Origin of the sequence: Brasilonema bromeliae SPC951 (genome assembly GCF_012912135.1) — a bacterium.
Taxonomy (GTDB): domain Bacteria; phylum Cyanobacteriota; class Cyanobacteriia; order Cyanobacteriales; family Nostocaceae; genus Brasilonema; species Brasilonema bromeliae.
Genome location: NZ_QMEB01000019.1, coordinates 20,155 through 42,012, shown reverse-complemented (window position 1 = coordinate 42,012; position 21,858 = coordinate 20,155). Strand labels below are relative to the sequence as shown.

The 21,858-nt window shown below is 42.2% G+C and carries 21 protein-coding genes; 9 read left to right on the top strand and 12 right to left on the bottom strand.

The window, feature by feature from the left end; genetic code table 11:
- Window positions 1–171 precede the first annotated feature (171 nt).
- Window positions 172–1,086, bottom strand: coding sequence for a metallophosphoesterase family protein (locus DP116_RS04420; protein ID WP_169154015.1), 915 nt, complete (start codon window positions 1,084–1,086; stop codon window positions 172–174).
- A gap of 127 nt (window positions 1,087–1,213) precedes the next feature.
- Between DP116_RS04420 and DP116_RS04415 the strand changes: the two genes are divergently transcribed.
- The 4 genes from DP116_RS04415 to DP116_RS04400 all read left to right on the top strand — a co-directional run bounded on the left by DP116_RS04415 (window position 1,214) and on the right by DP116_RS04400 (window position 7,501).
- Window positions 1,214–2,161 (top strand): hypothetical protein, encoded by a 948-nt coding sequence (locus tag DP116_RS04415; protein ID WP_169154014.1) that lies wholly within the window; start codon window positions 1,214–1,216, stop codon window positions 2,159–2,161.
- Window positions 2,162–3,959: 1,798 nt separating this feature from the next.
- Window positions 3,960–5,408, top strand: a complete 1,449-nt coding sequence (locus DP116_RS04410) for a glycoside hydrolase 100 family protein (protein WP_169154013.1) — start codon at window positions 3,960–3,962, stop codon at window positions 5,406–5,408.
- Between the two features lie 179 nt (window positions 5,409–5,587).
- On the top strand, window positions 5,588–6,988 hold the full coding sequence (locus DP116_RS04405; RefSeq protein ID WP_246275478.1) for a 16S rRNA (cytosine(967)-C(5))-methyltransferase: 1,401 nt from the start codon (window positions 5,588–5,590) through the stop codon (window positions 6,986–6,988).
- A 90-nt stretch (window positions 6,989–7,078) separates the two neighbouring features.
- Entirely contained in the window at window positions 7,079–7,501 is a 423-nt protein-coding gene (locus DP116_RS04400) for a tellurite resistance TerB family protein (protein ID WP_169154012.1), read from the top strand.
- A 178-nt stretch (window positions 7,502–7,679) separates the two neighbouring features.
- Here DP116_RS04400 and psb35 read toward each other — a convergent pair whose 3' ends face one another.
- The 4 genes from psb35 to DP116_RS04380 all read right to left on the bottom strand — a co-directional run bounded on the left by psb35 (window position 7,680) and on the right by DP116_RS04380 (window position 12,478).
- Entirely contained in the window at window positions 7,680–7,907 is a 228-nt protein-coding gene (gene psb35 / locus DP116_RS04395; protein ID WP_169154020.1) for a photosystem II assembly protein Psb35, read from the bottom strand.
- A gap of 241 nt (window positions 7,908–8,148) precedes the next feature.
- Window positions 8,149–9,861: a diflavin flavoprotein gene (locus tag DP116_RS04390; protein WP_169154011.1), complete on the bottom strand. Its 1,713-nt coding sequence runs from the start codon at window positions 9,859–9,861 to the stop codon at window positions 8,149–8,151.
- Window positions 9,862–9,901: 40 nt separating this feature from the next.
- On the bottom strand, window positions 9,902–10,657 hold the full coding sequence (locus tag DP116_RS04385) for an alpha/beta fold hydrolase (RefSeq protein WP_169154010.1): 756 nt from the start codon (window positions 10,655–10,657) through the stop codon (window positions 9,902–9,904).
- Between the two features lie 96 nt (window positions 10,658–10,753).
- A complete protein-coding gene (locus DP116_RS04380) occupies window positions 10,754–12,478 on the bottom strand; it encodes a diflavin flavoprotein (RefSeq protein ID WP_169154009.1) in 1,725 nt (574 codons plus the stop codon).
- A gap of 147 nt (window positions 12,479–12,625) precedes the next feature.
- On the opposite strand from DP116_RS04380, the gene DP116_RS04375 reads away from it, so the two are divergent.
- On the top strand, window positions 12,626–13,474 hold the full coding sequence (locus tag DP116_RS04375) for a pantothenate kinase (RefSeq protein WP_211173070.1): 849 nt from the start codon (window positions 12,626–12,628) through the stop codon (window positions 13,472–13,474).
- A gap of 149 nt (window positions 13,475–13,623) precedes the next feature.
- On the opposite strand, the gene DP116_RS04370 is transcribed toward DP116_RS04375, so the two are convergent.
- From DP116_RS04370 to DP116_RS04360, 3 genes are all read right to left on the bottom strand, one after another.
- On the bottom strand, window positions 13,624–14,286 hold the full coding sequence (locus tag DP116_RS04370) for a hypothetical protein (RefSeq protein WP_211173069.1): 663 nt from the start codon (window positions 14,284–14,286) through the stop codon (window positions 13,624–13,626).
- 802 nt (window positions 14,287–15,088) lie between these two features.
- Window positions 15,089–15,913, bottom strand: coding sequence for an alpha/beta fold hydrolase (locus tag DP116_RS04365; protein WP_169154007.1), 825 nt, complete (start codon window positions 15,911–15,913; stop codon window positions 15,089–15,091).
- A 430-nt stretch (window positions 15,914–16,343) separates the two neighbouring features.
- Window positions 16,344–16,838 (bottom strand): NUDIX domain-containing protein, encoded by a 495-nt coding sequence (locus DP116_RS04360; protein WP_169154006.1) that lies wholly within the window; start codon window positions 16,836–16,838, stop codon window positions 16,344–16,346.
- 517 nt (window positions 16,839–17,355) lie between these two features.
- Here DP116_RS04360 and DP116_RS04355 point away from each other — a divergent pair.
- A complete protein-coding gene (locus DP116_RS04355; RefSeq protein ID WP_169154005.1) occupies window positions 17,356–17,520 on the top strand; it encodes an Asl3888 family RNA-binding protein in 165 nt (54 codons plus the stop codon).
- A gap of 74 nt (window positions 17,521–17,594) precedes the next feature.
- Here the strand turns inward: DP116_RS04355 and argH are convergent, their stop codons facing one another.
- The 4 genes from argH to larB all read right to left on the bottom strand — a co-directional run bounded on the left by argH (window position 17,595) and on the right by larB (window position 20,650).
- A complete protein-coding gene (gene argH, locus DP116_RS04350; RefSeq protein WP_169154004.1) occupies window positions 17,595–18,983 on the bottom strand; it encodes an argininosuccinate lyase in 1,389 nt (462 codons plus the stop codon).
- Between the two features lie 21 nt (window positions 18,984–19,004).
- The gene (locus DP116_RS04345) at window positions 19,005–19,526 is read right to left on the bottom strand and encodes a GNAT family N-acetyltransferase (protein ID WP_169154003.1); all 522 of its coding nucleotides are present in this window, start codon (window positions 19,524–19,526) and stop codon (window positions 19,005–19,007) included.
- Window positions 19,513–19,800, bottom strand: a complete 288-nt coding sequence (locus DP116_RS04340; protein WP_169154002.1) for a type II toxin-antitoxin system TacA family antitoxin — start codon at window positions 19,798–19,800, stop codon at window positions 19,513–19,515. Before DP116_RS04340 ends, DP116_RS04345 begins: the two co-directional genes overlap by 14 nt.
- A 76-nt stretch (window positions 19,801–19,876) precedes the next feature.
- On the bottom strand, window positions 19,877–20,650 hold the full coding sequence (gene larB / locus DP116_RS04335; RefSeq protein WP_169154001.1) for a nickel pincer cofactor biosynthesis protein LarB: 774 nt from the start codon (window positions 20,648–20,650) through the stop codon (window positions 19,877–19,879).
- A 226-nt stretch (window positions 20,651–20,876) separates the two neighbouring features.
- Here larB and DP116_RS04330 point away from each other — a divergent pair, with 226 nt between their 5' ends.
- From DP116_RS04330 to DP116_RS04315, 3 genes are all read left to right on the top strand, one after another.
- The gene (locus DP116_RS04330) at window positions 20,877–21,122 is read left to right on the top strand and encodes a UPF0175 family protein (protein WP_169154000.1); all 246 of its coding nucleotides are present in this window, start codon (window positions 20,877–20,879) and stop codon (window positions 21,120–21,122) included.
- The gene (locus DP116_RS04325) at window positions 21,123–21,320 is read left to right on the top strand and encodes a PIN domain-containing protein (protein ID WP_169153999.1); all 198 of its coding nucleotides are present in this window, start codon (window positions 21,123–21,125) and stop codon (window positions 21,318–21,320) included.
- 364 nt (window positions 21,321–21,684) lie between these two features.
- A complete protein-coding gene (locus DP116_RS04315; protein WP_246275477.1) occupies window positions 21,685–21,828 on the top strand; it encodes a hypothetical protein in 144 nt (47 codons plus the stop codon).
- The last annotated feature ends 30 nt before the right edge of the window (window positions 21,829–21,858 follow it).

Sequence of the window (21,858 nt, the reverse complement as noted above, 5' to 3'; positions counted from 1 at the left end):
TGATGCCTTTGGTTGGTTCAATCACTGTGGTCTATTTATCTGAAAATTGCTGTAAATTAAGGTAAGAGCTATTTTGAACCGCAGATACAAACAGATATACGCAGATAAGTGATTTGTGTATATCTGTGGTTTGATTTCCCCAAAAGATGAGTTTTATCAGAGGTTCAAAACTTAAACTGATTTAAGTTGAACAATCCCTTTATCAAAAACGCTATTATCAGTACCAATACCACTAATTTCTATTCTATCTGCATAAACTTCGTAGGCAGCAAAACTTAACTTTTCTGCCGAATATTCTGTCCATTCGGAACGACCGACAGGACGAGTTCCCGCACCACCGCCACATATTAAATAAGTAGTTCCATTAATTGAACGAGTGCGTTCATAATGATGTTCATGACCATTTATATATAGTTGAACATCGTATTTTTGAAATAACGGAGTAAAGCTTTTAATAAAAGTTGGATTGCTACCATACACACCGGATGCATAAACCGGATGATGACCATACACAATTTTCCAAGGTGTTTTAGAAGCGCTTAATTCTTGCTCCAACCATTTTAGCTGCTTTTGCCAATCAGCATTGGTGTTCGTATCTAAAACAAAAAATTGCACATGATCGCGTTGAAATGTGTAATATCGCCCCTTCATATTAAAATTGAGATATTTTAGTTGAAGGTCGCCGTTTGCGGTACGAATATCGTGATTTCCGAGAGCAGCCTGAAATTTCACACCTTGTTTTAGTAATGGTGCATAAGGACGCTCAAATACCGCACCAATTTTTTCCATTTCACCATTGGTGTAAATGTTATCACCAGCTAGAACGACTAAATCATAGGGATTTTTACTGTGATAGTTAGTCATTGCTTTAGCTACAGCGTATTGTCCTTGATCTCCAGTACCTGTATCTGCAACAGAAACAAAACGTAGTAACGAGTTGTTTTTGTCTGGATTAGGGGGTGTAGCCGCTTTTGATACAGCAATTCCAGGATTTTTGCCAGCTTGACGAGTGACACAACCTATAAATCCTAAGCCAATGGCGCTGAGGCTACTGAAAAATAAAAATTGACGACGTTTCAACTTCATAAAATTACCAAATTCAATAAATAGTAAAGTATAGCTGATGCAATGAAGTGATAAATTAAGGCTGAGGAGGCTGCACTACAAGAAGAAAGTCTCTTGTCTTTGATTCGCAGCTGTCGGTTAAAGTTCCATGTCTCAAGACAATCAGAATTCACAACCACCATTTTCCCCTGAACCGGAAGCGAACCCACCGCAACCGACGGTTGAGTCAGCATCTCAACCTCCCCAAGAACAATACCAGACAGTCCAGCCAATTTGGAAGGCAATAACTATCCGAATTCTCAGAGGGACAATTGGGGTTCTAGAAACAACGGTAGACAAATTAGAGACACAACCCTCTGCTGGGGATAAAGAAACCCCTGGTTTTTTCCAGAAACTCCAGTTTGTATGGAGTGCTGTTTTAGGTAAAATTCGCTCAAGATTACCACGAAATTTATCTAGAAAGTTGTCGGATACAGCAATAACCGGTATAGTTGCTGGAATTACAGTGATTCTTGTTTGGACAAGTTCTACGGTGTTTGCTAGTAAGCCTACTGAAGTCGCAATTCCACCAGAAGTAGAAACACCTCCATCCGCAACGATAACGACTGCGCCAGAGGTAGAAACACCTCTCACGCCACCAATAGCTGAGGAAACCCCGCCGCCAACTGAAGAAACTCCACCGCCACCAGTAGCTGAGGAAACTCCGCCGCCAGTGGAGGAAACTCCACCACCAGAACCAGAACCGGAACCAACTCCGACGCCAACCATTATTTTGACACCAGAACAAACTTTGATTGCAGCTATCGAAAATCAAGTAGCAGAGGTTAGCGATCGCTTCGCCCCCGGTTTAATACAGTCAATTCAAGCTAACTTTCGTAGCAGTAGTCTTGCTATCACAATTCAGGATGAATGGTATAATCTCAAACAATCAGAGCAAGACAAACTCTTGGCTCAAATGCTGGAACGTTCCAAAGAATTGGATTTCATCCATTTAGATATTATTGACTCACGAGGTAAGCTGGTCGCACGGAATCCTGTTGTTGGTACTGAGATGATTGTTTTTCAACGACGGATTTCACTCATTCCTCAGCAATGAAATGGCACAAATCATGCAAATCGATTAACTAAATCGCTACCTATTTAAAGTAGTTTACAACTATTTACAACTATTTTTTGAAACAGCCTTGTGAGAACTGATTTATTAAGTAAACCTTAAATTGTAGGATGTGTTAACTCCAGTAAGTAAGTTGGCGAGAAAAATTCAAGCTTTGTAAAAAATGTTAAATCACTCTCCGGGTGCGTTTTCACGCAGCGCACCTTGCACAGTCGTTGGTGCGTTAGCTAAAAGCATTTTTAAAATTGATAACAAACCAATCAGAAGGCTTTTAATCGCTTCATGTTTGGTTACAAAGTTATCCTTATTTTCACGGTTATACTTATTTATCAACGGAGAAAAAAACAAAACATACGACAGCAAATATATGTATAAATATTACAAAAAACCAGTTTGACTCTTTACATAAAATTCACAAGAAAATTCAAATAGTTTACGGATTTTTGCTGAACAAAAATCGCTTTTTCAATGTAATATGTATATACAGACACAGAATTCTTCTTCAAAATCGTTCTAGTAAAAAAAGAATGCCAAAGATTATAAAATTTTGTTAGATTGCAGTTTTGAGAGTATTAGTACATGTAACATTTTTGTCTGTCTAATATATGACACAAATACAAATGTATTGATATGTATACAATCTCATTGTATATCAAATGAGTCTTGCCCACAGTTAGAGGATTAGTTGGAATGACACACTAGGAGATTTAGAAGTGGACTTTTAAATCACAGTTTCTATTGAGTCAGCATAATAGAATAGAATTTTCGTGTAGAGGGAGTAGCTGGATTTGTACTGCCATCCTACTAACTATGGAGTATACATATGTTACTAAGACATGGCGTACTTTGACGGGCATCCATAGTTGATCGATATGTTCACTCACTGCAACCTGTTATAGTTTTGCGGACACCTAACTGCTATTTTTTTTGTCTAGTCACGAAGCAGTTACCCAAATCGTGGAGAGAAATTTCTTTCTTAGTAAATAGTAAATCATGGGGTATTCACGGATAAGTATCGAATGGCATAACACAAAAAGTGGATTTGTCTGTCGCAAAAGTGTTCCGTCATTAAACAGATTCGTAACTCGTCTAAAAAAATACAACACTTTTGTTGTTTCAAAAATTACTTTGTTTTGACTTCTGTCGCTTATGAATTTTTCGCCACTACATCGGGAAGACTTGTATTGTGTTTTTACTTTTGTGGAGATTTTCAATTGATTCTACGTTTGAGAAGCTTGTTATTCAAAGGGAATTGAGGTAATCTGGATAGTTTTGCTAATCAGTAAAAGAAAAAAATTAAAATCAGATTGCAAATTGTGAAAAATTGTTATAATTTTTGATCATATAGGCATGGTTCAATCATTTCGTTGATCGTCCAATTAATATCTAGGTCTTTTCAGTAAAATGACTTAAGTTGCTACTTTGAATTGAGCCAAATGTTACAAAGTCACTCAAGTATGTCATTGTTTGGGAAAACAAATATTTCTGGGTTGCAAACAAACAAATATTATGCTCATAAATCCTCAGAGAATAAATTTTCATTGACTGTTTGAAGTGACAAGAAATTTTTTAAAAAGAGAGAGTTAACACAAAGATAAGAACTCTCAAGAAAGCCGCAAAAGCATAAAATGCAAGATTTTTGCTGTTAGTATCGTCGAACAGTGTATATTCTCTATTTCAAAAAATATGACTGTTATGATGAAAACAACAGCTAAAACTTAAATCTTGGTGCATTTACAACCAAATCACAGTTTACGAAATAAATGGAGTTGCTCAGAAAATGCAATTAAATGACTTGGTATCCACCGACAGTGTAGAAAAAGAGGCGTGGGCAGCAATAGAGAACTCAATTCTTTACTATCGAGGTCGTCCTGTAGGGACGGTAGCAGCTTATGATGTGACAATAGAAGCGCTGAATTATGACCAATGTTTTGTTCGGGATTTTGTCTCTTCTGCTTTAATATTTCTGATCAAAGGTAGAACAGATATTGTCCGTAACTTTTTAGAAGAAACTTTAAGGTTACAGCCGAAAGAAAGACAGCTGAATGCTTATATGCCAGGTCGGGGTTTAATGCCAGCTAGCTTCAAAGTTGTATGCGAAGGTGAAGAAGAATATTTAGAACCCGATTTTGGTGAACATGCTATTGCACGAGTCACACCTGTTGATTCTTGCTTGTGGTGGGTGATTTTATTGCGTGCTTATGTGGTTGCTACGAGAGATTTTTCTCTAGCATATCAACCGGATTTTCAACACGGTCTAAGATTAATTATGGAACTGTGTTTAGCAACTCGGTTTGATATGTACCCGACGCTATTGGTTCCAGATGGTGCTTGTATGATTGATCGTCGTATGGGTATCTTTGGGCATCCATTGGAAATTCAAGCTCTATTTTTTGCTGCATTGCGTGCAGCTAGAGAATTACTGGTTTGTCAGGGTAATGAAGATATTGTTACGGCTATAGATAATCGCTTACCGCTTTTACAGGCTCATATTCGCCAGCATTATTGGATGGATCTTCATCGTTTAAATAAGATTTATCGCTTTAAAAGTGAAGAGTATGGCAAAGCCGCAGCGAACCCCTTCAACGTATATGCCGATTCACTACCTTATTATGAATTAGACAAGTGGCTGCCGAAAAAAGGCGGTTATCTAGTTGGTAATGTTGGACCTTCGCAACTAGATACTCGCTTCTTTTGTTTAGCAAACATGATCTCTATTGTCTCAGACCTTGCCAGTGAAGAGCAATCACAAGCAATTATGAATCTCATCGAAGAGCGATGGGAGGATTTGGTGGGAGATATGCCCATGAAAATTTGTTTCCCAGCTTTGGAACACGAAGAATATAAGATTGTCACTGGATGTGACCCGAAAAACATACCCTGGTCATATCATAATGGTGGAAGTTGGCCTGTTTTACTGTGGTTGTTATCAGCAGCTGCTGTGAAAACAAATAGAATGGATCTTGCACACAAGGCTATTGAAATTGCAGAAGCGCGCTTACATCTAGATGAATGGCCAGAGTATTACGATGGTAAGAAAGGACGACTCACTGGCAAACAAGCCAGAAAATATCAAACTTGGACAATTGCTGGATTCTTATTAGCAAAAGAACTATTGCGCAACCCTAGATTTTTACCTTTGGTCAGTTTTGGATCATTTAGTGTAGAACCTGCTTCTCGGGCTTGTGAGTTTGAAATGGTTGAGGCGAATACTCTATATTTTGGTTAAGCCTTGTAATATAACTTAAAGTTCATTTTCACACCAGGGTGCGTTATGCTCATGCAAGCGCACCTTATTGCTTCAACGCAGTTCACTAATATCGCCAAAATTGCCAAGATACTTGCTACCATTAGCTTGTCCAATCTTGAATTTTGTAAAGTGCGTGCCCGAAGGGCATATTTTGAATTTTGAATTTTGAATTGCTCACATCCCCCCGTCAACTAGCTTTTATTGCCTTGCGAGACGTTCACAAAGGGGCTTATGTTGATATTGCCCTAGACAAAGTGCTACAAAAAGCAAGTTTACCAGATACTGACCGACGCCTCGTCACAGAATTAGTTTATGGCTGTACCAGAAGACAGCGTACTCTTGACGCTTTTATCGACCAATTAGGGAAAAAGAAATCCCACCAACAGCCAAAAGACCTCCGCACTATTCTACATTTGGGCTTATACCAATTACAGTATCAACAACGAATTCCTGAAAGTGCTGCTGTGAATACGACTGTCCAACTCGCCAGAGAGAATGGCTTTTCTGGACTAACGGGTTTTGTGAACGGTCTATTGCGACAGTATATCCGTTTAGAAAACAAAGAAGATGCAACAACTAAGGATAAAGTCTCTGTTCAATCTTCTAACCCCATAGAACGCTTAGGTATTTTACACAGCTTTCCTGACTGGATGATTCAAGTCTGGGTGGAACAATTCGGTTTAGCGCAAACAGAACAACTTTGCTTGTGGATGAATAAAACTCCAGCTATTGATTTGCGAGTCAACGTCCTTCGTACTTCAACAGAAGAAGTGGAAGCGGCGTTGACATCTGCTGGTGTTGCGTCTCAACCGGTTCCCCACCTACCCCAAGCTTTACGATTGATGAGTCATGCGGGTCCGATTCAAAATTTACCTGGTTATAACGAGGGTTGGTGGACTGTACAAGATAGTAGCGCCCAATTGGTTAGTCATTTACTCGACCCTCAACCAGGTGAGGTGGTGATTGATGCTTGTGCTGCACCAGGGGGTAAAACAACTCACATTGCAGAGTTGATGAGGGATGAAGGTAAGATTTTTGGTTGCGATCGCCTCAAAGAGGCGGGCGCGAAGCGCCATCGCACTCCCTCTCGTCTAAAAAAACTCCAAGAAAATGCTCAACGGCTAAAGTTAAAATCTATTGAAGTTTGTACTGGTGACAGTCGTAATATGCCCCAGTTTCAAAACACTGCTCACCGTGTCCTACTAGATGCACCATGTTCTGGGTTAGGAACCTTGCACCGCCATGCTGATGCTCGTTGGCGACAGACACCAGAAACAGTGGAAGAACTCTCGCTGCTTCAAAAACAACTAATTTCACATACATCGACTTTTGTCAAGCAAGGTGGTGTCCTCGTTTATTCCACCTGTACACTGCATCCCAAAGAAAATGAAGAAGTCGTTTCGTCTTTTCTAGCTGAGAATCCAAATTGGGAAATAGAGACTCCTAGTGCTGATTCTCCCGCGAGTACATACTCCACTCCACAAGGCTGGATCAAAGTATTACCCCACCAGCAAGACATGGATGGGTTTTTTATGGTGCGCTTAAGAAAAAACAGTTAAAGTTTTGAGATTTTTCAGTTAAGAGGTATAGAGAATGGGGAAAATAAGTAAGAAGACATATTCCCAAATCTTAATACCTTAAGAAAAATCATGGTTAATAATTCCAGTATGAAAAACTTGGTAAAAATCCTGATAGGAGCTGCTTGGATTGATGGCAGAATTCAGCCAGAAGAGAGAGAATATCTTCGCAAAATCGCTCAAGAAAAGGGTATGGCTAACGAGCCAGAAATTCAGCCTTTGCTACATGAACTCGTTGCTGTACAGCCAGAAGAGTTTTACGAGTGGGTGAAGGAATATTTAGGCGATCGCCCCACTCCAGAACAATGCCAAAATCTGATTGAAGCTATCAGTGGCTTAATTTACAGTGATGGTGAAGTGGCGATAGAAGAAGCAAGACTCCTCACCAAACTACAACAATTATCAGACACAGGTGATTCAACCCAACCTCGGCATAACGCTGTTCTGAAACAAATTCAAAAGCTTTACCGTCGTTGGGTTGAAGTTCAGAATTGAAAGAGTCCACCAGTTCTGAGTAATAAGTCCTGAGTAAAACCAAACTCCGAGTCAACAACTGTCCTTGGACAATAGTCCGCACGCTTATGGACAAGTTTTGTGTAGCCCCACCTGTGCTACGGTTCAAAGGAGACACAAGAAGCGGATTTGGTATCAGCACTCACAACTTACGAACTATCTAGGACTTCGGCTCACCCAGTCCTGGAGTTGGGTCTTTGTCAACTTTAGGTACAATATCAGGACGCTCTTTGGCTTCCCAACCCACGGGACGTTTAGAATTGTACCAAGCAATTGAGCCAATGGTGACAGCAGCGATAAAGCCAATCACATACACAGCGGTGAAAGCAAAAGGAAATTGGTATGGTTCTTTGACTGCTTGCGCTGCTGCTTCCATCAAAAAATACATAAACATAACCCCCTACACTAGGCAACATTACATTAGACCGTATAGAAAGAGCGTATCATCAACATCCACCTCAGGAAAGAAGAGTAGTAGGGAAGTCAGGCAGATCGGCGTTTTTGTCGTCAGCGAAGAATTTTTGTCACGAGTGCGTAAGTCCTAATATTTAGTTTTAATTCCCTGTTCCCTGTTCCCTATTCCCTGCGATGCACTGAGCTTGTCGAAGTGTTCCCTCCTACCGAGGTCCTTAATAATGATTACCAGATTTACGATGATGCACAGCGGTAACCCCCTCACCATCTAAAACTTTGCCATTATCCACAGTTGCATAAACAAGCCAATGATCGCCTACTTCCATCCGGGTTTTTACGGAGCATTCCAAGTAAGCTAAAGCATCATTAAGAACAGGACAACCGTTCTCAACTTCTTGAGTTGCGACACTCTCAAATCGGTCTTGTCCTGGACCAAAGGGTTTGAGGAAGTGCTTCATTAAGCCGATGTGATTTCCTTCCTTTAACACATTTATGACAAATTTATTACCAGAGTGTGTCAGGGATTCCACGGCACGATCTTTAGCCACAGCAACTGTCAAACCAGGTGGATTAAAGCTTGCTTGAGATACCCAAGAGGCTAACATTGCACTGGAAATATCGCCTTGCTTTGCTGTGAGGATACACAATGAACCAACAACGCGCCCGACTGCTTGTTCAACAGTTGTCGCGGGTTGACTTGGAGTGCGTACTTTTTTGGCTTTCTTCAGTGCTTGGGCAAAGTCGGTTCCTGCTTCTTCACACATTTGCAGGGTAGCATCATTGGGTTTAAACTTCACCCTGATAGTTTCAAAACCAAATCGATAGCCAGCGTCTTTCAGTTTACCCTCGATAATATCGACTGCTTCCCCACTCCAGCCGAAAGAACCAAAGACACCAGCAAGCTTGTTGTTAGTCGCGGTGGAAAGTACAATACCCAAAGCGACTTGCACGGGAGTCGGTGCATGACCACCAAGGGTAGGAGAACCAATGATAAAGCCAGATGCTTTCTCCACAGCAGCGCGGATTTCTTCTGGGTCGGCAAATTCGCAGTTAATTGATTCTACAGCAACGCCTGCTTTTGTCATACCACGAGCGATCGCCTGAGCAAGAGTCGCGGTGTTTCCATACGCCGAAGCATAAATCAACGCGACAGATGTATCTTGCGATGCTTGCTCCTGACACCATTGGCGGTAAAATTCCGTTAGTTCAATTAAGCTGTAGCGTACCAGAGGTCCATGCCCAGTCGCATACATTCTCACGGGTAAGTCGCCAAGTTTATCCAGTGCTGTTTCGACTTGACGAGCATGGGGAGCCATCAGACAATCAAAGTAATAGCGTTTATCTTCGTTAATGATTTCCCAGCCTTCATCAAAAACTTGGTCGCCACAGATATGCGCGCCAAAAAGCTTATCTGTGTAGAGAATTTCTGTTTGCGGATCGTAGGTGCAAAGTAAGTCTGGATAGCGAGGATTGGGAGTGGGGATAAACTGTAGATGATGTCCTTTGCCCAAATCTAAAGTTTCTTCCCCACGCATCACCATCACTGGTAAATCTGGATTTTCCAATGCCCCACGCAAATTTTTTGCTCCTGGGTTAGAACACACAAATGTGATTTGCGGTGCGAGTTCTAGCAAAGCTTTGAGAGTTGCGGCGCGGTTGGGATTGATGTGACCGAGAATGACGTAATCAATTTTTTTTAAATCGAACCTTTGCTGCAACGCTTTCAGGAAAATTTCTGTAAATGTTTCTCCTGGAGGGTCAACCAGAGCAATTTTATCTCCTTTGATGATATAAGAATTTGCTGTTGTCCCTTTTGCGAGAGCGTATTCTATTTCAAATCTCAGGCGTGTCCAACTGCGGGAACGAAACACAGTTGTGTCTGTAGCTATGGGGTAAACCTGAACGTCACGGGGTTTATTTTCTGGCATAAGTCTTATTTTAATAAGATTTTATATTGAACTGTGTACCTCATGTAGAGGCCACTTTCGCTAGTATATCGGCGAGCTGAGCAGGGTGAGATAACATTGGGCAATGGCTGCTTTGAGGTAACTCAATTGCATCAACTCCAAGACGTTTGCGTGCAGCATATCGACACCATGCAGGAGAAAGCGAACGATCCTCACCACAGACGATATACGTACACTTTACATCTGGCCAAGCTTGTAGAGGACTGACCTCACTTATGTATAAAAACTGCTGATTGCGCAACTTCGGAAAAGCCCAACTCGCCACATCTGAGGCGCAGTCGTGAAAGAGAAATTCTCTCGCTACAGCCTCGTCTTGTAAAAGATTTTTCCCCAGCGCCGCCGGATTGAACATATTTGGCTCATCGCTGAACTGCTCGAATTTATCAGCTTCTGGGAGTTCGTAGCCTATTGCTTTGAGTAAGTTGGGATCTGGCTCGTCATGAGACTGGTCGAGAAGACTTACACCGATGTGCGGGATAACTCCCGCAATGAAAACAAGCTGACGCACTGGACGCTGGCTGGCAACAAGGGGGATAATTAAGCCTGCCATCGAATGACCTACCAGCACCACATCGTCTTCAAATCCTTGCAGCGCCTTGCTCACGACTTCGGCATATTGAGCAACACCAGCAGTGGGGTCTTCAATTGGGAGATCCACTGCTACCGTCTGATGACCACGTGCTTCTATCTCTGGGGTGAGTAGATCCCAACACCACGCGCCCAGATAAGCACCGTGAACTAAACACAAAAGACTCATAAGCAGTTATTAGTTATCAGTAGAGTGGACTGGTGTTGTTAAATCAGTACACAGTTAACAATTAACTGATAACTGTTAACTGTTAACTGATAACTGTTAATAATGATTACCCACTTTACGATGGTGGACTGCGGTGAGGGTTTCTGGTTTGGAAACTCGTCCGGCGTATACGGTGCTGTATACTAGCCAGTGGTCGCCACCATCCATCCTACTGATGACTTCGCACTCCATATATGCTAAAGCGTCTGTAAGAATGGGTGCACCATTTTCGGCTGGCTGGGTTCTGACTCCTTCAAAACGGTCAGCACCTGGGGCAAAACGTTTGAGGAAGTGCTTCATCAATTTTTGATAGTTACCTTCTTCCAAGACGTTTAGCACGAATTTATCGCCCACCTGCATAAGTGATTCGATCGCCCTATCTTTAGCAACAGCGATAGATATTCCTATGGGTTTGAAGCTGGCTTGAGAAACCCAAGAAGCTAACATGGCGCTGGATACATCGCCTTTTTTGGCGGTGATGATGTACAGTCCACCACTGATTCTACCTAATGCTTTATCAACGTCAGCACCTAGGGATTTCATCTGCTTGATGCTGCGATCGCGTGTCACCCACTGTCCGATATCTGTCCCCGCTTCTTCACACTGCTTGTAGGTGTTTTCTGTAGGTGTTTGTTTAATCCGAATTCCTGGAAATGCTGTTATTAAACCCAAATTCCGGAATTTACTCAGCAATGGATCAATTGGTTCGTCATCTCCACCGCCTGATTCAAAAATGCCCACCGCTTGCTTTTCATGAACTGAGCCTAAAATGGTACTCAAGGCTGCTTGGATATTGGCTGCACCAGAAGCTGGAGGCATTCCAACAACAATACCAGCACAACGGCTGACAAGTTCCCGCAATTCTTGTAAGTCAACGCCTGGACGCAAGTCTACCATTTCTGTGGCGACGCCAGTTTTGGTGATACCACTGGCAATTGCTTGAGCGAGGCGATCGCTATAACCGTAATCTGAAACATAAAAGACTGCTACACTGGTTTCTGCCTTCGCTTGTGTTTTGCTCCAATTGCGATAACGCCCAGTGAGTTCGTCAACGTTATGGGATAATAGAGGTCCATGACCTGTAGCAATCATGCTGATTTTTTCCAGTTCATCCATCCGCTTGAGGGCAGACAGAACTGAACGGGCGTTTGGAGCCATCAGGCATTCGTAGTAATATTGAAAATCTGCTTCTATTGTTTTTAAGTCTTCGTCAAAGGTGCTATCTGAGCAATAGTGCATCCCAAACGCATCACAGGTAAACAGAGTTTGGGTTTTATGGTCAAAGCTGAAGATGGTGTCGGGCCAGTGTAGATTTGGTGCGATGACAAATTCTAGTTCGTGTCCGTTGCCTAAATCGAGGCGATCGCCATTTTTAACAATTTGCCGTTTGAATGGACGATGCACTAAATTCTCCAAAAACTGGATAGCAACTTTAGAACCGACAACTGTTACATCCGGCGCAAGTTGCAAAACATCTTTCACTAAACCGCTGTGGTCTGGCTCAGTGTGGCTGATAATAAGATATTGAATATCTGCTGGATTAACGAGATCTTTAAGGGTATCTAAGTACAGCTGGCGAAACTTTTCGTGGGAAGTGTCAACCAGCGCTATTTTCTCACCGCGTATCAGGAATGAATTGTAGGTCGTACCGTTTTGTAGACCGAACTCGATATCAAAGCGATCGCGATCCCAATCCAAAGAGCGAATTGCTGTCGTCTCGGGAGCAATCTCGCCAATCTCAATGGTTAGCCTTTTTTTGGTTTTTTCGGTGAGCGCTACCATAACTAGTCTCCTTAGCAATTGAGTATTTATTACTCTGTCCCTATTGTGACATGTTTTTTTTGTAAATTTTTATTAAATTTTCTATATATTTGATAAGAGAAATGAAAAGGTTCACTATTGATAAAGAGTGTAAAGCTTAAACAGCAGATGAGAGACACTCACCAGACAATTTGGCTAGCTTTGATGATTGGAAATTCCCGACTCCATTGGGCGCACTTTACAGGCGAAACGCTTATTCATGCTTGGGATACAGATTATCTACCAGCAGATGTTATCCAGCAACTGTCTCAATCTCAAACACTGAAGGATTTATTACTAAAGATTTTCCCAAGCAATGAAGCAACTGGGAAAGCGAGACACGGGAACATGGAAGATTTTTTAAAAACACTCTCCTCATCTCCCCCCTCCCCTCCTCCACTCCTGGTAGCCTCCGTTGTTCCCAGTCAAACAGCACTGTGGCAAACTTATCCTAATGTTCGCATCCTTACATTAGACCAAGTTCCCATAAAGGGAATTTATCCCACACTGGGAATTGACCGTGCATTAGCTTTATGGGGTGCTGGGAACAATTGGGGTTTTCCTGTGCTGGTGATTGATGCGGGGACAGCACTTACCTTCACTGCTGCGGATGCTAACCAACATTTGGTTGGAGGCGCAATTCTTCCAGGACTGGGGTTGCAGCTTGCGACTCTTGCTGAAAGAACAGGACAATTACCAACAGTTGAGTTACCCCAGCAATTACCCCAGCGGTATGCTTTGAATACTCAAGAAGCAATGCAAAGTGGGGTTATTTACACTCTAGTTGCTGGAATAAAAGATTTTATTGAGGCGTGGTGGCGGGATTTTCCGCAAGGGAATGTTGTGATGACTGGGGGCGATCGCACTTTGTTAGTAAACTATCTGCAATCCCAGTTTCCTGAGATTGTAGATAGTTTGAATGTTGAAGCGAATTTGATATTTTGGGGAATGCGATCTGCTGCTTTGCTGCAGCGCTGAGTCCCAAAGGGACACGCTACGCGAACGCTATCGCTATTTTTTTAGACAGGACTTACGCAAAGAAACCCGGTTTCTACCAAAAATCGTCTGTTTCGCAACCAAATACGAACGAAGAAACCGGGTTTCTGGCAGATGGTGCGTAAGTCCTATTAGATCGTTAGCGGCTTGTTGCTGTTCTTCTTACGTTTCAGTAGTAAACCTACGCCCCCAATACCAAAAGCTAATAAACTTAAGCTAGAGTTCGACTCAGGGACAGCTTGCCTACGCACAACTTGAAAGTTGGTATACAGATCCGGGGTAAGGTTAATCTGTTCTGCGGTCTCGGGATCGAAAAATTCAATTCCAAGACTTAAGTAAGAAGCTGGGTCATCGGAAAGTTCTGAGGGGCTACCCGAGTAGAGTACACCAATAGTCACTGCACATGTGAAGTTAGTTCCTGTTGAACATCCGGCTGGATAAACAGGACCGCTAAGAACTCCCAGACCTGGAGGAAGACCAAGACCTGCAGAAGTCAAACCTGGGACAACCTCATAGTCAGCGGTGACGCCGCTCAAATTTAGTTGTGTGGATGACAAAAATAAGTTAGAAACAGCATTAGGGTATAAAATTCCTGGAGTCCCTGGAAACGCAGCTCCACCTCCAAGGGATGACTCACCAGAGGCGGGAGTGTCCGTGTCTAAGGTAAACGAACCTGTTGCACCGCTTACAGTAGTAAAGCTGAAGTCTAAGAGTTCAGCGTGAGCTGGGGATATGGCTCCACTTCCTAAAGCCATGATCACCGCTCCCGCAATAGCCATAAATAACCTTCGCATATCCTTGATATCTCCTAAAAAAAGTTCAGAGCCTAATTCTCTGGTTAGATAAGGTTTCACGAAGATGCACCGGGTTAAATGACTTTAAAAGCTGCTCCAAGCTGGCTTGGGTTTGCATGACTCTCGTTTATACACGTCTGTATCTTTCTCAACACAGATATAATGTGCTGATTACGTGTAATAAATAGAATTGTCAAAATTGTTAAGAAAAAACGACAAGTTTTACTAGGGATATTATTTAGGTGTGTAATGTCCTTGGCAGCTAAAAATCACTTTATGCGTGTATAGTATAATACTCTATAAAAGAAATATATATTTTTGAGGTGTCTTTATAAAAAAAAGTCAATTATGCAACCAAGTATTAAAAAATACTTTATGTATCCCAAAAAGAAAACTATAGCTCAGTAATTTTTCTGGAAATACATGAACAACTTATGGAATATAGCGGCTACTCTGCTGGTTCAATGTAATCATTGGGAGCCAGCAGCCTCGTTTTAGACATTCCCATGCTGAGCATAGGAACGAGAGATAGCCGTTTTCAACCGTCGTGCAATACAAGTCAATTGTAGGAGCACAGCATTGCTGTACCCTTATGGCGTCGTGGTGTATGCAACAGATAAACACTACAGTTGAGAGCAGCAATGTTTACCAGTGTACTTTTGTGGTGCGATACGCCCTTGGCGTCACGCTCCGCGTATCGCGTAACGATTGCAGTCGTAGTAAGAGACTTCTGGCGGCGTATCACCAATCGCCACCTACTGGTAAACTATCTGCAATCTCAAAAAGCTAGGATAGCAGTACATTACTTACCCTTAATAAAGTTGCGAATATCCCCAGCCACAACCGAGGCACAAGATTCTGGTAAGTTATCCTCTGCGTGAGCGATTATTTTCAACTGTGCATGAGGGATATATTGAGCGTAAGCCCGACTCATGGCTATAGCTTCTTGGTTGTCTTTTTCACCTTGTAAAATTAAGACCGGGACTGTTATAAAGGACAATTCGTCGTGTAACAATTCTGCTTGAATTTCTGGATGCTGGCGTTCAAAGAGAAGCTCACAAGCTGTGGGGTATTGCAGCATTCGCTGATGAAACTCCCAATCCTGTTCAATTTTTTGATCTAAACCAAAAATTTTCGTTATGGGACGAAATAGTCGCAACAATTGAAACAGTAGTGTTGAACGGTTTAATATCCGCTGCATCGTCTCCCAACGTTTTTTTTGCCCTTCTATTTCTACACCCTCTGGCGCTAGTAATACCAAACCATTAATTTGTTCTGGATACTTCAAAGCGTAACTAGCCGCAATCCAACCTCCAAGGGAATCTCCAATTAAATATACCCTTTTTTGCTTTAAAGCACGCTTTAAAGTATGTAGCAATTGTGCTAAACACTCCACTTGCAAATCAATTGAATAGTGAACATTAGGAAAGTCTGACTCGCCGAATCCTAATACATCTGGTGCAAAGCAATGGAAATCTTGTGCTAGCATCTCCATAACCGATATCCACTGGCTGCCATCTTTCCAAGCACTATGTAAGAAAATTATGGGAATTCCTTCTCCAATTTCACGCCAGAAAAGCATCCCTTGAGAGGTCTTTATCCGGGAGTTACGGAATATCGAATGCATACTTAAGGTTTTAATATAAGCGTTCTATTAAATATGTTTTGGATTGGGAGTTGAGATTTACTGCTAATACAAAACTCCGGAAATCAAGCAAAAATTCAAACTTAGCTAAAAGCTTGCGAGATCAGCCATATTTTTGAATTTTGAATTTTGAATTGCGAAGGCTGTACTAGATTGTTACTAGTAGTTCATTGAATTTTCTTCTAACTACTAATTATTAAATATATCTCAATACGGTTCAGTTAAAGCAAAAAACATCGAACCAATGTAGATTGAGTTTCGCTTACGTTCTACCTAGCTACTCTTAGTCTCAAAAAACACTCTTGAGGGAGCGAGAAAGTGAGAGAGATGTTTGTGTTATTGATCACGGGTTGCAATTGCTGCCCGTGGGGCTGCGTTAACTGAACCGTATGAATTCATGATGGAAGTATCATTACGCTAATGTTGTCAAGCCATTTAAATAGTCTTGCAACTGGCGATTATGATCATGAGACATCTGTCCCGGAGGTAAGGAATCGAGTGGGAAAGCCTGGATTTCCATCACTTCCAAAGTATCTTGAATTTCCATTTTTCCCTGCACTATTGCTTCAGCTACAATACAAATTGAATGAATTCTGGGATCGCGATCTGGTGCGGAGTACACACCAACTAAACGTCGAATAGATACCAGTTCTAGTCCGGTTTCTTCGATCAACTCTCGTCGGATAGCAGTATTGACATCCTCTCCCCAGTCCACCATACCTCCAGGTAATGCCCACAGACCGTTGTCGCGCCGTCGGATCAGCACAATTCGACCATCTGGTAAAATTGGAATAATGCTCGTGCCTGGAATCGGGTGACGAAAGATAATGCCCAGTACGGTTTGTCCAATGCGCCATAAGTTACGTGTGGACTGAACAGCCACTGCAAAAAAAGCAAGAATGTTCAAGTTTCAAATCTTTGGCTTGTAGTGTAGAGTTTCCCCGCCATTCACATTTTTTCAACTGATATGTTGAGTTGCTTAGTATACAACAATGTTTGTGGTTTGGGGTTTGATTCTAACGATTAACGTAGAATCAGTGTAGATTCTAGCATTTGCTCAAACTCAAAGTCGTGTCTGTGTAGAAACATAGACTTATCAATCAAGCAAATTTTCAGCTTATAGCAAAAACATTATACTTGCTCTAAGTAGAAGCCAATTCTTATTATTTTGATTTCTTCTATTCCCGTACTCGAACACATAGACTTTTGCAATACAAGGATTTTACAGTATACTCTACAACTTGTAGGCATTCTGAATTCTACAAATTGCTTGAAATTTAAACTTAGAATATGCTATACTAGCGTACCGTCTGAAATGATTTCGTGGCAAAACTAGGCTAAAGTTATATAAGTAATACCAATACTTGTTATTGCCTACAATCAGCCTAGAAGTAGCTTTTTTGTTGTTTATTAATGAGGTGAACATGGCTAAGCGCCGCAATCCGAAGAAAGAAAAGGCGCTACGGAACCAGGCGTATGCCCGAAAGTTTCGTAAACGGACTACAACGGGACGTTTCCAAAGAAGGTTCCAACAAAGACCGCCGAAGAGTGAAGAGGATGAGGGCGCAGCAACAATTGATGCTGAATAAGTTCTCTGTTCAAATTTCTTTTGCCCTATCGCTCTTTGAAGTGTCAGGGCGTACACTATGTACGCCTTTGTTGGTTATTTAGCAGTAATTTGGGCGCGGGCGGTAAGGAGTGCGCCTTTGACTTGGGCAAAGCCTGTGCCACCGTAGCTATTACGAGCCGCAACCACTTGCTGGGGCAATATTGCCTGGTAAATATCTTCTGCAAATGCTGGATGAAGTTGTTGCCACTCCTCCAAGCTCAAATCTTTGAGGAGTTTTCCGGCGGCAATACTAGTTTTTACCACTTTTCCCACAAGATTGTATGCTTCTCGGAAAGGAACACCCCGTGCAGCAAGATAGTCTGCTACATCGGTAGCATTAGAAAAGTCTTCTGCGACTGCTTCTGCCAAGCGCTGAGTACGGAATTCTAAACCTTCTCGAAGTAAAATTGTCATTGCTTCTAAACAAGCTTTGACTGTGACGACACTGTCAAATAAACCTTCTTTGTCCTCTTGCAGGTCTTTGTTGTAAGCCAAGGGTAGCCCCTTCATCATGACCAACATTGCCTGAAGATGACCAAATACGCGTCCAGTTTTCCCGCGCACCAATTCTGGTACGTCGGGGTTCTTTTTTTGGGGCATAATGCTGGAACCAGTCGCGCAGCTATCGGTGAGAGTCACAAAGCTAAATTCTTCTGATGCCCAAAGGATGACTTCTTCTGACAGACGACTGAGGTGAACCATAATCAGACTCGCAGCACAGAGAAACTCGATGGCAAAATCGCGATCGCTCACTCCATCAAGGCTATTAGCATAAACTCCCTCAAAATCCAAGAGTTTTGCAGTGTAGTGGCGATCTATAGGGAAAGTCGTTCCTGCTAAAGCACCGCAACCCAATGGTGAGATATTGACTCGGTGAGAAACATCTCCTAAACGTTCCCAGTCGCGTTGTGCCATATGAAAGTATGCCAGCAAGTGGTGAGCCAAACTCAGAGGTTGGGCGCGTTGTAGGTGGGTATATCCAGGAATCAGCGTTTCAACGTGTTTTTCGGCGATATCTAGTAAGACTTGTTGAAATTCTCGTAATTGCTCACGAATTTGTTGAATTTGATCCCGGAGGTAAAGTCTAGTATCAGTACCTACTTGGTCATTGCGGGAGCGAGCAGTGTGTAACTTTTTACCCAAATCACCAACAATTTCCACAAGACGGCGCTCAACGGCAAAGTGTACGTCTTCCGCTTCGATACCTGGGTGAAATTTGTCTTGGCGATATTCCTGGCGGATTTGCTCTAAAGCTGCGACGAGTTGTTCTCCTTCTTCTTGGGAAATGATACCAGTGTGAGCCAGCATTTTGGCATGAGCTTGAGAGCCTGTGAGGTCATACTCGATTAATTCAATGTCAAAATTAATACTTGCATTAAAGCGAGCGATCGCAGGGTGTAGTGCCGATTCAAACCGTTGACTCCAAGTTTGTTGTTTTGTCATGAGTGTGGGAAAATTGTGAAGTTAACTAAACTCTCCAATTATGGTTGCCATCGGTAGAAATAGTGAGAGTTCTTGATCTTGAAAAGGAATAAACTCATACTTGAGATAAAATTCCCTTGCCTGAAAATCAATAGCATCGACTCTGACAGCATATACCCCAATTTCTTGAGAAGCACGAACAGCACGGTAGAGAGCATCGGCTAACAATTCCCCTCCCAAACCTTGTCCTTTCACTGGATGATCTACAGCTAATCTCCCAATTAGTATCGCTGGAATTGGATAGGCAGGCATTCCACGTTGATAAGATTCCGGTAAAGATTCGTACTCAATGACACTGGCGCTGACAGTATAATATCCATCAATTTTCAAACTTCCCGATGCCGGAATTGCCACAAATGTTTTGGCAACTCCCTTATTATGATTTTGCCGCGCATATTTTTTGAGATAATCATTCAAAATCGGATAACCGCAATCAAAAGAATCTCTCTGATGTTTTTTATCAATTGGTACAAAAGTCCATCTCGCCTCCCTATGACTTGTCATACTTCTTTCTATATTTGTGGATAGCAGATTTGAGTTTTCCTTTGAGTTCTGGCGGATTTTCCATTACTGACATAAACAAATCTCTGTCACGATTAGACAGCACTAGCCTTTCATGAGTATCTATATCTTGTTTAGCGGCGGGCAAAACATGAAACAGTGTATAAGCACTCAAAGAAATTCCTTTAAGACTTGCAGCACGTTCTAATAGTTCTTTTTGTTCTTGGGTGACTCGTAAATCGATGCGACAATCTTTTGCAGATGATAGTTCTGACATGACTAATTCCTAGCTTCAGCTTAGTCTTTATTTACAGTATAGGTAATAGTGGCGGACAATGTACACACAAAACGTCCTACTTCCTTAATTTATAAGCTGTACGCACAATTTGCCCCGCCAAGACTGCTGCACCAAAACCATTATCAATATTCACTACACCCACACCAGCTGCACAAGAGTTGAGCATTGTCAAGAGTGGCGCTAAACCTCCAAAACTTGCGCCGTAACCAATGCTAGTGGGAACAGCGACAACAGGACAATCTGCTAAACCTGCAACTACACTAGGTAAAGCGCCTTCCATCCCCGCTACAACAATCAAGACTGATGCTGATTCAATAACATGGCGGTTATTTAGTAAACGATGAATTCCTGCAACTCCCACATCCCAAAGACGCTGCACATGGAAACCAGAAAGTTCTGCGGTGACAGCAGCTTCCTCAGCTACAGCTAAATCAGCAGTGCCAGCAGAAAGAATCCCAATTGTGCCAGGATACTGTGGTTCAATGGTAGGAGGAGTAATTGCACAAATTCGCGCCAAGTTGTAGTAGCGCAAACCTTGAACTTTTGTTTCCAGTGTGGCGAAAACATCTGGTTCTATGCGCGTCGCCATCACCACTGAGTTACGCTGGCGCATAGCTTCCATAATTTGAGCAATTTGATCAGGAGTTTTGCCTGGTCCCCAAATTACTTCTGGAAATCCTGTTCTCAAGGCGCGATGATGGTCAACTTTGGCAAAATCGCCTACAGGTTCATAAGCCAAGTGTTTCAGTTTTTCTAATGCTCCATCAGGTGTCACGTTACCATTGGCAACGCTTTCTAAGAGCGATCGCAAAGATTTGTCATCGGTCATTTGTCTTTTACCGTTTGTCATTTGTTAGTTGTTATTTGCTTGTTGATGGTTGTGGAACTTTGTAAAATCCAAATCTTGGTATTCAATATATACAGTAGTTTCAAGTCAACAAGAATTTCTGTTCTATCAAGAAACAGCTTAACGGTTGCGTTAAACCGCAACTGTTCTGTTTCGCTGTTTTACATACCCTAAAATTATAGAAAATACAACCCCAAACCAAATTCCTATGAGCGTCTTAATACCTGATGACATTCTCCGGGCAACAAAAATGACCGAGGATGAATTAAAGTTGGAGATTGCTATCATGCTCTACAAGCAGGAAAAAATCAGTAGTGGCAAAGCCCGTGCTTGGACTGGACTGACAGTGATTGAATTTCAACATGAACTTGCCAAGCGCGGACTGTGCATCAACTATGATGTGCAAGATTTCCAGTCAGATGTCAGAACGCTGCAATCGATGGGGTTGCTGTGATTGTTGGAGCGCGATACATCGCCTATTACGAATCTGGCAGCAATCAGCCAACTAGATCTACTCCGGCAACTTTACACTCATGTGATTATCCCAACAGCCGTTTACGACGAGATGGTAGCGGTCGATAAACCCGTTCCCGGTGCGGTGGAAGTACAAACTTTACCCTGGATTCAAACTCAGGTAATTACGGATTTTTAACAAGTGAAAGTGAAGCAGGAAAGCCAGGAAAATATTGATTTGGGTGAGGCTGAGGCAATCGTTAGTAAATAAAAAACGTGAGGATACTCTTGATTGAAGGCGTAGTTAAAAGTTTTTGGATCACCCAAAGTTGTGGTGACCCATTGGGAGACTTGCGCCGCCTGAGTTTTAAAATTGGCTGGGTTGCAGCTGGTGAAAATAAGCTGACAACTTAGCCATAGAGTTAAGATCAGGGCAATCGAAAGCCAGCGACGACGAAATGGGAAGTGGGCAAACATCATGGAACAGATTCTTGGCATATTTTCGCACTCATACACCTGATTAAACAACGCTATAAGGACGCGCTAGCTAGAGAGGAACAAGCATGACAGAAGAAGAACCTGTTTTTGAAGAAAGCAGCCCAAACGTATTCGCTGACGTCGGTTTAGAGGATGCAGACGAACTTTTTACCCCTGGTAAGATAGGGTTGTCTAGTCCTTCAGCGGTAAACAAAAATTGGTTGCTTTGATATTTTGCAGGCTGAATTTAGCTCAACTCA